The organism is Nostoc sp. (assembly GCF_036918015.1).
Taxonomy (GTDB): Bacteria; Cyanobacteriota; Cyanobacteriia; order Cyanobacteriales; family Nostocaceae; genus Nostoc.
Genome location: NZ_JBALEO010000077.1, coordinates 51,521 through 64,010, shown reverse-complemented (window position 1 = coordinate 64,010; position 12,490 = coordinate 51,521). Strand labels below are relative to the sequence as shown.

Genomic DNA, 12,490 nt, shown 5'->3' with positions numbered 1-12,490 from the left:
GCGTCTCCCAACAGAAGAAGGGACTTGTGTAGATTTAGGAAGGAGGATCTCTAAGCACTGGCTATATCACCAGGTACTTTCCAAATATCGTCTTAAGGTGCTTTTAATAGCAGAAGATAAAATACACCACTTAGATTTATCTGACGTTTAGCAAAGGACGCCTTGTTGAGGCTGCTAACGGTTTCAGGAAACTTTTATTTTTTTATACAAATGAATTGGCTGAATAGGTATCAAATTATCTTGTTTTTATCCATACTTACGGTCAATAACCAAAGTAATGGATGTCTGTACCTCTTGTTTTTCAAACATCAAAGAGATTATATCCTTCAAATGTTTTCTAATCAAAATGATATTTATCATACATTCGCGTTGCTAATTTTAGGAAAGTCTATATTCGGCTATTTTGTGTGATTATGTTTTGGGATAATAGGCTACTATTTGGTCAAGCCTAAACAAAATATTTATTTCTAATAACTATCAATATGAAATCTTTAGTGTATCGTAACGTCGGTATTACAGCTTTGTGCTTGGGACTGCTTGTTGCTCTGGTGGGATGCTTTGGACTGAGCGTATCCTTTGAGTCCACTAACCCAGATACAAACCCAGATACATCTTCACAACTGCCAACAGAAACTCAAGAGTGGCATACAACTTCGGTTGTACCTGAAAAAGATATTTCCGCTAGTCTATCTACTCCAGCACCTACCCCAACCAATCAAGTAGAACACAGCAGTAAACAGAATACTTATCCTGTCCTAGCAGAGCGTGATAAATCAGCAAGCATTGCCAAAGATCGAGGGACTTTGCGAATGAGCAATCAAACAAATCAGCCTGTGCGGCTGGTTTTACTAGCACGACAGTCAGTAGCAAAAGGAGCTAGTAAAAAACAAACTCACTACGATGTACCGGCACATTGGGATTTTGCTCCCAAAGAAGGTAGTGAGAAGGGACTGGTTCTATCTCTACCTCAGAATAATTTAAAGCTGGAGAAGGGAGATGTTTTAGTTGCTTTTGCACAAGATGGTTCCCGTCGTTACTGGGGCCCTTATATTATTGGCGAAACTCAATTACCTAAGTGGAATTCCCAAAACAGAGAATGGCAACTTGTGCTGAGTCAATAGACTTCTTGGCATTGTGGGGATAAGGGGCGGGGGAAAGGGTAAAGGTAAAGGTATGGAATTTTCCCTTACCCTTTCCTTTCCCCAACATCTTGCAAAAGTAACTTTTGCAATGATGTCTAATAAATATGCTCAAACCTTTATTTTTACATACTTACCCGACAGTTGGTAAAGTGTTAAGTAATGGATAGAGGAAAATTGTTGAATTAAAAACCCCGAAGAACAAAAGATAGATAACCAACGACTATTGATTAGTGATTGTTGACTATTGACTAAATGAGCATGAAATTGAGTGTTAAGCACACTGTTGATCGGTGGTTCAACAAAATAGCAAAAAATCCAGCCCTGAGTGTAACTGTGTCGATTTTGTGGTTGATGGTGGTTGGCTGGGTGGCTTTTGGGTGGAATTTGGGCAACATTGGCTTAATTGATGAGACAGAGCCGCTCTTTGCCGAAGCTTCCCGCCAGATGTTCGTTACAGGTGATTGGATTACCCCATTTTTCAATGGTGATACTCGTTTCGATAAACCTGCTTTAATTTACTGGTGTCAGGCGATCGCATATCATCTGATTGGCGTAAATGAATGGGCAGTACGCCTTCCTTCCGCGATCGCAGCATTCGGCTTAGTTTGTTTAGCTTTTTACACCATCCAGTGGTATCTGGCTAAACAAGACGAATTAGAGCAAGTTTCACGTCCTAATCGTCGCTACTTAACATCTTTTATCGCCGCCGCGCTCATGGCACTCAATCCCGAAACTATTATTTGGGCGAGAACGGGTGTCTCTGATATGCTGCTCACCGGATGCATGGCATCGGCTTTGTTATGTTTCTTTCTAGGGTATGCAGGGAAAGAGGGAAGCAGGGGGGCAGAGGAGCAGGGGAGTAGGGGAGCAGAGGAGCAGAGGAGCAGGGGGGCAGAGGAGCAGGGGAGCAGGGGAGCAGAATTAATCACCAATGCCCAATCTCAAATTTCCCATGCCCTATTCCCTAACAAGTGGTATTTAGCTTTTTATGTGCTGATTGCTGGTGCAATTTTGGCCAAAGGGCCAGTGGGAATTGTTTTACCGGGGTTAATTGTTGCCGCTTTTTTGCTTTACGTGGGTAAAGTGCGAGAGGTGTTGCGGGAAATGCACCTTCTTGTAGGTACACTGATAATTCTCGCTTTGTCAGTGCCCTGGTATGCTTTGGTAATTTCGCGCAATGGCTGGAATTACATTAACTCCTTTTTTGGTTATCACAACCTGGAACGCTTTACAGAAGTAGTTAATGGTCACTCAGCACATTGGTATTTTTACTTTGTAATCGTGCTACTGGGTTTTGCACCATACTCAGTCTATTTACCAGCCTCTATAATCAGACTAAAATTTTGGCAGCGATCGCATTGGCGATCTGTTGAACGTTTTCAGCAATTTGGTTTATTTGCCTGGTTCTGGTTTGCTAGCATCTTTGGCTTTTTTAGCATTGCTGTTACTAAACTCCCTAGCTATGTATTGCCTTTAATGCCAGCAGCAGCAATCCTGGTAGCCTTGTTGTGGAGCGACCTTTTTTCAGATACAAAGACACGGCAAACAATTCCTGTTTTCCCCTCTCCCACTCCCCCCATCTCCGCATCTTTGCTGCGAATAAGTGGTTGGGTGAATGTAGTATTTTTATCAATTCTGGCAACAGCACTGCTCAACATCACCCAGATATTAGGTACCGATCCAGCAATAAGTAACTTCCACGAACTAATTGAACAATCTGGTTTACCAGTAATCGCGTGTATAATTTGGCTAGTTTCTGCTGTTTTGGTCGCGGGTTTATTATTGAGTCGCCGCTGGAACTACATTATCGGTATTAATTTAATCGGGTTTGTGGCGTTTATAATTTTTGTCTTAACGCCTGCTTCGTTCTTTATCGATCGAGAACGTCAATTACCCTTAAGGGAATTGTCTGCGGTCATTCTAGAAGCAAAACAACCAAACGAAGAATTGATCATGCTTGGCTTCAAAAAGCCTAGTGTGGTATTTTACAGCCACATCCACGTAAATTATTTAAAATTTCCTAAAGAGGCTGTAGAGCATATTAAAAACCAGGCTGCTAAAGGACTAAAACCTTCCTCAGTGCTGCTGTTGGCCGAACAGAAAAAGTTTTTACAAATGGACTTACAGCCAGATGATTACAAGAATTTATCAACCAAGGGTGCTTATAACTTGGTTCGAGTTCCTTTTAAGAAAATGAAAAATCAAAAAATCGACATATCATAATTTGTCATTTGTCATTAGTCATTTGTCCTTTGAGAATAACTATAGCGTTTCCTAATCACACGAGGTACATCATAGTCCCCTCCTCGCTTGCGGGGAGGGGGTTGGGGGTGGGGTTCTTGTACCTCACTAAACTGATAACCGCTATAATGACCAATGACTAATAGCTCCATTAACATTTGCTATTGTAACCATTGACAGCTAAAGCTTGATTGATCTGGTTTAAGAGGTCTTCCATTGATATCGATCGCGGTAATATTTGGGTAGCGATCGCACCAACAACAGTTTCTATCGATTCCAAACCATTCTTCTTCTGCTTGTTAATTTCCTGATAAGCTACTCCATCCTGGAAACTGGTTTCTGAGCGATTTAATCGCTGATTTAGTACCAAAATTGGTGGCAGCTTTAAAGGCGAATCTCCCAATGTTTTCAGTGCTTTGAGTACATCTTTGTGAATAGAGGTTTCTCCTAAGCAAATTAGCAGTAAGTCAACGCTTTCGTGGCGAATCTGTTGCAATACTTCTGCCCAACAAGGACTCATCGCCGCTTTGAAGCCTGCTGTTTGGAGGTATTGAATTAAAGCTTGGAACCACTCAGAACCACGTTCCGCAGTTTCACTACTAATTGAGCAATTTTTTTCTGTCCGATAACCCTTAGCTGGCTTACGTCTTACCTGGGGGAAATCCCGCAGCATTGTTAAATCCACTACCAAGATGTTGGGAGGGCAGCAAATACCAGAAGCAATTTCTAGTACTGATAGTAAAGCATCTGTTTTCTCGGCGCGACTGCTGTTATCTTTCGCAAATGGTGTTAAGTAAGGAAATACAGATAGCCCTGGTATTTTAGAAGCGATTAAAGTAGTTGCAACATCGCAAGTCACCAGTGGTATAGCTGCTAAACGTGGATGTCCAATTAGTTGTTGCAAATAAATTTGGGCGGTGGTACTTTCGACATCTAACAAAATGACATCAAACTGCCATACCCGCGCCAAAAGTTCTGCCTGATCTAGGTCATCTACTTCAATGACTCGATGTTCTCGAAGTGAGGGGTGGGGATTGACCGATTCTAACTGGGGATTCACTAACCTGAGAATTCGCAGTGGGGTTTTAGTTGGGATAATTGCACTATTATTTAACCCTATCTGCGGTATTACTTGTGCAGCACATAATTTTTCGAGAACCGGTGCTAATACCTGATGCTCTACTGGCAAACTTAAGAAACCATCGGCTCGGTTAGCAAATGCTTGCTCCTTTTCGGCTCCCGTCGCGGTGACAATTACAGATATATGACGGGTTGCGGTGTCAGATTTTAGTAAAGTCAGTACATCCCAGCCTGAGAGCAGGGGTAGCAACGGATTTAAAAATATCGCTATTGGTTGCAAGCGTCGCGCTTTTTCGACTGCTTCTGTGCCCGATCGCGCAATCACTACCCGATATCCTAAACTTTTGAGTTGTTCGGTCAAGTCTTCAATATATCGGGCTACTGCCTCGACTACCAAGACCAATCGTTGCGAACTCGCCAGATGATGCTGTGTGGGCGTACTAGGATGCTGACGAGCGGCGGAGTTTTCCCGTGTCGGTTGGTATCGTGTCTCCTCGTCTTCTCTGATTCCCATATCTGGTTCCGAAAAGCCTGTTTTCGGGGGACTGGGCGGCAGAAGTAGTGTAAACTGGCTACCTTTACCTTCACGCGATAAGAAGCTGACATCTCCTCCGTGGAGGCGAGCCAAGGCGCGAGTTAATACTAGCCCTAAACCAGTGCCTTCAAATTGGCGGGTGAGGGGATTTTCTAGTTGTTGGAATTTTTGAAAGATTAAGTGTTGCTGGTGTTCGGGAATGCCAATGCCTGTATCCCAAATTGTAAAGGCAATCCATCCTTCCCAACGGCTCACCCGCAGCCCAATTTCACCAGATATTTCGGTGAATTTAAAGGCGTTGGAAAGTAGGTGTACTAGCATCTGGCGTAAGCGCAATTCGTCTGCCACCATCTGATCTAAACCTAGTTCAATGGAAAGACAGAATTGAGGAGCAGATGAACGGGCATTTGCAGGTGGCGGTGCAGATGTCGCTTTGGTAGTTTGAGTGTGGATAGCTTTGGCTTCCGATAGGGCGCGATCGCACACAGCCTGAATTTTCACCGGAGTCAGCGTCAAATCCATTTGTCCCGTCTCCATCCGGGTCAAATCTAAAATGTCATTGACAACACTCATCAGGTGGCGTCCGCTTTGATGAATCAGTCCCGCATAACGGGCTTGACGCTCGTTAAGTTCTCCCAACTGCTGATCCACTAGCAAGCGCGATAATCCCAAAACGGCAGTTAGGGGAGTTTTGAGTTCATGGCTAATACAAGCTAAAAATTCGTCTTTTAACCGATTTAGTTGAATTAAATCGGCATTCTTCGCTGCTAGTTCTTTACAAAGCTGCTGCTGTTCAGTGACATCAGTGGCTAAAACCAACCACAAATCAGTGCTGAGTGTAACCTCCGCTTCAGCACTCATCACTTTAAACTCAGGACTATCTAAGGGAATTTTGGCAAACTGCCAGATTTGCTCTTGACCATTTTGCACTTCGACAACGCAGGTACAAGTACCCACTTGACTATCTAAATAGCATCGGCTGTATGCAGCATGACCTGATGCTTCTTGCTGAATTTGTTCTTCTTCACCATCATGCTCATTCTCTTTAACATTGGGATGAACGTTGATTGCTGGTTGGGTGACATATTCTGCGATTTCGGAGCGGTTAGGGACAAGTATTGCCTCCACTTGTTGCCTAACTCCTTCTGGATCTTTCAAGGCTCCTAATTGCTGCCACCAAGCGGGATTTCGGGCTACCACCTCGCCAGTACCTGTTTGCAACATCAAAGGCCAAGGCAGTCTTTCTAGCAAGTGTATTAATGGCTGATGTCCTAAGGACTTGGGTTCATTTGGCCCACCATCATACTCATGACGATGCTTGCTAGACGTTTGTAAGCCAGCCATACGTTCTTGAGCCAGCGATCGCAACAGGCGCGAACTATCTAGCAGCCCCAAATATCGACCATCAGAGTCAATCAGCACCCAATCTAAATTTTGGGGTTTTTCGACTTGTGAATCGCACCAGCGCAAGCTTAATCGCTCTACACGCTCCGAAGCTGATATTGTCTCTATTGGCTCAATTAGACCTTGACCCCAGCTAGAGAGCGATTGTTGTAAATTTAGATTTTTATCGTCACTTTGTACTAATAATTTGGGGATTAAACGAGCAGAATACAGCAATCCGATGGGGCATTGCTGTTGATTTACTACTACCAAGCGATCGCACTGCTCTTGCTCAAAAATCTCCAACACCACTGCCAGAGAACTTGTTTGGGGGCAGCTAGGTACGGTTGCCTGAAAGTCATAAAGCGGGTAATCTAGCATTAACATAGGGATTTGGGGGTCATTCTTCCTGTGGAACCCTCCGGCATTTCCATCTGCCAGTTGATGGTCTTTTTGCCTGAAGTCATATCCTTTAAGAAGACTCATATAAGCAACTCTGGTTATTTCAACGCCATTAAAACAACGGGATTTTCCCTAACGGACACGGGAATTGCAAACGAGTGCACTTTTGCAAGAGGCGACGTTTCTCATCTCTAGCAACTAGCCTCTCCAGTGTCTTACTGGTATTTAAACTCCTCATCGATAGCGACGGCTAAAACAATTATGGCCCCAAAGATTCGCTTTAGAACCTTGAGGAATTATAATGATTTGGAATGCGACAATCCTTTAAGTTCGTTTAAGTATCTTATCAAGGAGCAAAATAAAAAAATCTATCTATTTATATACATAGATATGTAAGTCATGAGTTAACTACTGTGTCTTGCTATGCCAACGGATACCTCATCATCAAAGACCTACTAAGTTCTAGCAGTTAGTTGCTGCACTAGATTGTTAACTGCGTAGCACTATCTGCTTGCATAGAGGGTTATTTTGGGGTTAAATCACCAGTTGACTGCATACGTAGTATTTCCCTACAAGCGTTAGCCAAACTTATCAGCCCGCGTTTATTGGTCAGGGCGATCGAGGAGATATATTCAAGAATAGATGTTATTACCGATATTAATTCTGCAATCTAATGTTAACAAATGCTTAAACAATCCAGTTGACTTAGCCAACCTAAAAGGTTTGAGTACGTGGGTGGGGCAATTGATGGACGCAATTATTGCCCAATTTTGCTACTTACCTGTTGCAGCGACAACTTCTGGAACAATCAACTATTTACCAAATTGTCTGCCACGAAATCCAAGTAAGGCATACACTAGCAAGTACGTTTATGTATTTGCCAGTCAGATGCAAAAAAGCCAACAGCATTTTCAGGAGATGACTCCGGCAGAAAGAGAAAGATTATTAAGACAGCTTAAGATAGATTATAGCCTGATTCTTATAGATTATTTTACTACAGACAAAACACTTAAAGATAAAATTGATAAATTTATCAATGCTATATTTTATGCTAATATTCCTGTGCCCCAAATAATCGAAATTCACATGGAGGTAATTGAAGAATTTTCTCACCAGCTAAAATTAGAAGGAAGGAGCAATGAAACGTTACTTGATTACCGCCTAACGTTGATCGATATCTTGGCTCACTTGTGCGAAGTCTATAGGAGTTCGATTTCTAAATAAATTAAGTTTATCGCTGTCTATTCCACTTGGAACATCCTAGTGCTGTTAGTTACTGCCAATGCGCGATAGCTGCGCCCGCCGTTCGCGTAGCGTCTACGCAGAGAAGGCATCGCATCTTATTATTTTATGCTCATGACTAGTTATTAAGTATATGAATAAAGCCAGAAAAACCTACGTTCTCAAGCTTTACGTAGCAGGTAACACTCCTAATTCAGTCCGGGCATTAAAAACACTTAAAGAGATTTTAGAGCAGGAGTTTGAAGGTGTTTATGCTTTAAAAGTGATCGATGTATTGAAAAGTCCACAACTGGCGGAAGAAGATAAAATCTTGGCAACGCCAACATTAGCTAAAATTTTGCCTCCCCCCGTTCGCAAAATTATTGGGGATCTTTCAGATAGAGAAAGAGTGTTGATTGGATTGGATTTGCTCTATGAAGAATTGAGTGAAGAAGATTTTGAAGAGTAAATTTTTAATCATCAAAAATTGAGTCAAAACTTTAGTAATAAAAAAACAGGTTTTAATATTCTTTTGTTATCAAGCAATGAGCGAAAACGAGCAAGTAGAACCAAAACAACCACCAATAATTAGGGGTGTCGAAAAAATTCGGACGATGATCGAAGGGTTTGACGATATTAGTCATGGTGGTTTACCAATTGGTAGAACAACCTTGATTAGTGGTACATCCGGCACAGGTAAAACCTTATTTTCTCTTCAGTTTCTCTATAACGGTATCACCTACTTTGATGAAGCAGGAGTATTTGTAACCTTTGAGGAATCACCAAGTGATATTATTAAAAATGCTAATATCTTTGGTTGGAACTTGCCCCGCTTAATTGAAGAAGGCAAGTTATTTATTCTTGATGCATCTCCCGATCCAGAAGGTCAAGATATCGTGGGAAATTTTGACCTTTCTGCACTCATTGAGCGCTTGCAATATGCCATCCGCAAATACAAAGCTAAACGAGTTTCCATCGACTCAATAACAGCAGTATTTCAGCAGTATGAAGCAATGGGAGTAGTGCGACGCGAAATCTTCCGCCTGGTAGCACGTCTCAAACTACTGAGTGTTACCACAGTAATTACCACTGAACGCGGTGAAGAATATGGGCCCGTTGCCTCTTTCGGAGTGGAAGAATTTGTTTCCGATAACGTAGTAATTGTTCGCAACGTTTTAGAAGGAGAACGCCGCCGTCGCACAATTGAAATTCTCAAATTGCGCGGCACAACTCACATGAAAGGCGAGTATCCCTTCACGATTACTAATGAAGGAGTTAACATCTTCCCACTCGGAGCAATGCGCTTGACTCAACGTTCTTCTAATGTCAGGGTATCTTCTGGTGTCAAAACCTTAGATGAAATGTGCGGTGGGGGTTTCTTTAAAGATTCAATTATTTTGGCAACAGGAGCCACAGGTACTGGTAAAACTTTATTAGTCAGTAAATTTATTCAAGATGGCTGTCTCAATGGAGAACAGGCAATATTATTTGCTTATGAAGAATCACGCGCCCAATTATCTCGTAATGCTTCCTCTTGGGGAATTGATTTTGAAGAATTAGAAGATCAAGGTTTACTCAAAATCATCTGTACCTATCCTGAATCAACTGGTTTAGAAGACCACTTACAAATTATTAAATCAGAAATTGCTATTTTCAAACCCGCTCGGATTGCTATTGATTCTCTATCAGCACTAGCTAGAGGAGTTACGAATAATGCATTTCGGCAGTTTGTAATTGGTGTGACAGGTTATGCTAAACAAGAAGAAATTACTGGTTTCTTTACCAACACAACCGACCAATTTTTAGGAGCGCATTCGATTACTGACTCTCATATTTCTACGATTACCGATACAATTCTGATGTTACAATACGTAGAAATTCGTGGAGAAATGTCGCGGGCAATTAACGTATTCAAAATGCGCGGGTCTTGGCATGATAAAGGAATTCGTGAGTATAATATTACTGCTGACGGGCCCGATATCAAAGATTCTTTCCGAAACTACGAACGGATTATCAGCGGTGCTCCTACTCGCGTTAGTATCGATGAAAAGGCGGAACTTTCTCGCATTGTTAGACGTTTTGAAGACAAACAGAGTTCCGAACCCTAAATTTAGTATCGTAGTATATTCTTTCCTAAGTTTAGTATCGTGCTATATTCTGTGGTGAAGAAAGGTTTTCTGCCGCTAGATTGATTTTCGTGTGAGGGATGCGGTGAAAGGACAGCAATTATTTTATAGCTTCTTACCTGGTGTAACGGCAGCGGTCTTAACAACTGGGCCTGCTTGGGCTGGTACTGCGAAACTAACTGGGGTACAACTGGCGTCTCCTAGTGTTTTGACTTCTACTTATGGTCAAGACTTGGTTGTAGACACCATAAATAGGCAACTGCCTAACAGTGCAAATGTTAGTGTTCCAACCCTAGTACCTGCTTTGGGTTTTACTAAAGTTAGTGTGAAACCTTTAAGTAATAACAGTATTCCAGTATTTACGGCTGAAAATACTGTTTTACCAATAAAACAACTACTTAAGAAAGATAAAGGTAGATTTTTCAGTTTGACAGCTACCTCTAATCCTTCCCAAGCTCAAAAGAACCAAAAACAGAGTAATTCAAGCGCTGATGGGCAGAAATTAAAGAAGATAGTAGTTCCCAACTACACTTCAAAACCCCTTTCTGTCCAAAAAGAAATTTTGTCCCTGTCTTCTGCACAGCAGCCAGTGGTTCAAAAGATAAATACTGTTACTCCGTTGCAAACATTTTTACAAACTTCAGCCACAGGTGCAGGAGCAGCAAAACTGTTGTCAGCGCAGAGGTGTCCACAGGAGTTGAGCAAAAGCAAAACTGACTCCTTGGCTGTGCTACTAACCTCAAGCACCTGCTTACGACAAAACGCTATTGGTGGTCGCTTGGCTCAGAGTAATACCACGATTCCAACAGATTCGACGCCAATCACTGCGCCAGGAACTGTAACTCCTACACCAGAGGGTTCAACGCCAACTCTAATTGCGCCAGGAACTGTAACTCCTACACCAGGGGGTTCGGTGCAACCTGCCACTGTGCCAACAACGGTAACTCCAGTACCGTCAGGGCCAGTGCAAATTCCAGAGAACCTGATTCCTAACTCAAATCCCCTACAATTTCCCACCAAAGCGGAGGAAGTGAGACTTCAGGCAAATCAACCAATTACTTTGGCACAAGCTCTGGAGTTAGCACGGCGTAACAATCACGATCTACAGGTGTCCTTATTGGAGCTAGAACGCAATAAAGCGGCTCTACGCGAGGCGCAAGCGGCTTTATTGCCCACTCTGGGAGTTAGCACGGATCTGACTCGAAGTCAGTCTTCTAGCAGTCAGCTTCAGGACGAATTAAACGGACGAAATGGCTTACTGTCTAACCAAGATCAACCCAGCACATCTTTTTCTGGTCAAGCACAACTGTCGTATAATATCTACACTTCTGGGAGAGTGCAATCTAGCATCAAAGCGGCTGAAGAACAAGTACGTTTCAACGAGTTGGCTGTAGAAACTCAGTCTGAGACAATCCGTTTGAATGTTGCCACAGACTACTACAATTTGCAACAAGCGGATGAACAAGTACGGATTGCCCAATCGGCTGTGCAGAACTCTGAAGCTAGTTTACGTGATGCAGAATCTTTAGAGCGAGCTGGGGTTGGTACGCGGTTCGATGTGTTGCGATCGCAGGTGAATTTAGCAAATGCCCAACAAAATTTAACTAATGCTAGATCCCAGCAGACAATTTCCCGCCGTCAATTAGCAACTCGAATAAGTTTGCCGCAAGCAATCAATATCAGTGCCGCTGACCCTGTACAATTAGCTGGTCTTTGGAACCCAACCCTAGAACAAAGTATTGTGTTGGCTTATCAAAATCGTCCAGAACTGCAACAGCAGTTAGCACAACGTAATATTAGCGAGCAACAGCGCAAACAAGCTCTTGCGGAACTGGGGCCTCAAGTTAGTTTGGTCGCCAGCTACGACCTGCTCGATCAGTTCGATGATAATGTCAGCGTTACTGATGGTTATTCATTTGGAGTTAGGGCAACCCTAAATTTGTTTGATGGGGGAGCCGCAAGAGCAAGGGCAGCTCAGTCCAAAACTAATATTGCGATCGCAGAAACTCAATTTGCTGAACAGCGCAACCAAATTCGCTTTCAGGTAGAACAAGCCTATTCTACCCAGCAATCTAGTTTGGAGAATGTTCAAACCGCTAATACCGCTTTAGAACAAGCCAGGGAAGCTCTACGTTTAGCGCGTTTGCGATTCCAAGCTGGTGTAGGTACTCAAACTGATGTCATTAACTCTGAAAATGACCTCACCCAAGCTGAAGGTAATCGAGTCACAGCAATTTTGGATTACAACCGCGCTTTAGCTCAGTTACAACGATCTGTTACTCTTAGAGCATTCCGCTGATTAGGTGAAACTCAACTGAATCAATACTTTTGACTGCTGTTGTGTTGATCGGGGCATTACA

At 42.7% G+C, this 12,490-nt stretch carries 7 protein-coding genes; 6 read left to right on the top strand and 1 reads right to left on the bottom strand.

Going from position 1 to position 12,490, the window contains the following annotated elements; genetic code table 11:
* Positions 1-482 precede the first annotated feature (482 nt).
* Together V7K61_RS22250 and V7K61_RS22245 are read left to right on the top strand one after the other, a co-directional pair.
* Positions 483-1,121, top strand: coding sequence for a hypothetical protein (locus V7K61_RS22250; protein ID WP_335056575.1), 639 nt, complete (start codon positions 483-485; stop codon positions 1,119-1,121).
* 273 nt (positions 1,122-1,394) lie between these two features.
* Entirely contained in the window at positions 1,395-3,365 is a 1,971-nt protein-coding gene (locus tag V7K61_RS22245; protein WP_335056574.1) for an ArnT family glycosyltransferase, read from the top strand.
* A 169-nt stretch (positions 3,366-3,534) separates the two neighbouring features.
* On the opposite strand, the gene V7K61_RS22240 is transcribed toward V7K61_RS22245, so the two are convergent.
* Positions 3,535-6,867, bottom strand: a complete 3,333-nt coding sequence (locus V7K61_RS22240) for an ATP-binding response regulator (protein WP_442936350.1) — start codon at positions 6,865-6,867, stop codon at positions 3,535-3,537.
* Positions 6,868-7,425: 558 nt separating this feature from the next.
* On the opposite strand from V7K61_RS22240, the gene V7K61_RS22235 reads away from it, so the two are divergent.
* The 4 genes from V7K61_RS22235 (at position 7,426) to V7K61_RS22220 (ending at position 12,429) form a co-directional block, all read left to right on the top strand.
* Positions 7,426-8,007 (top strand): KaiA family protein, encoded by a 582-nt coding sequence (locus tag V7K61_RS22235; RefSeq protein ID WP_335056572.1) that lies wholly within the window; start codon positions 7,426-7,428, stop codon positions 8,005-8,007.
* A gap of 151 nt (positions 8,008-8,158) precedes the next feature.
* Entirely contained in the window at positions 8,159-8,473 is a 315-nt protein-coding gene (gene kaiB / locus V7K61_RS22230) for a circadian clock protein KaiB (RefSeq protein WP_335056570.1), read from the top strand.
* A 76-nt stretch (positions 8,474-8,549) separates the two neighbouring features.
* The gene (gene kaiC / locus V7K61_RS22225) at positions 8,550-10,112 is read left to right on the top strand and encodes a circadian clock protein KaiC (RefSeq protein ID WP_335056569.1); all 1,563 of its coding nucleotides are present in this window, start codon (positions 8,550-8,552) and stop codon (positions 10,110-10,112) included.
* A 103-nt stretch (positions 10,113-10,215) separates the two neighbouring features.
* Positions 10,216-12,429, top strand: coding sequence for a TolC family protein (locus V7K61_RS22220; protein ID WP_335056568.1), 2,214 nt, complete (start codon positions 10,216-10,218; stop codon positions 12,427-12,429).
* The last annotated feature ends 61 nt before the right edge of the window (positions 12,430-12,490 follow it).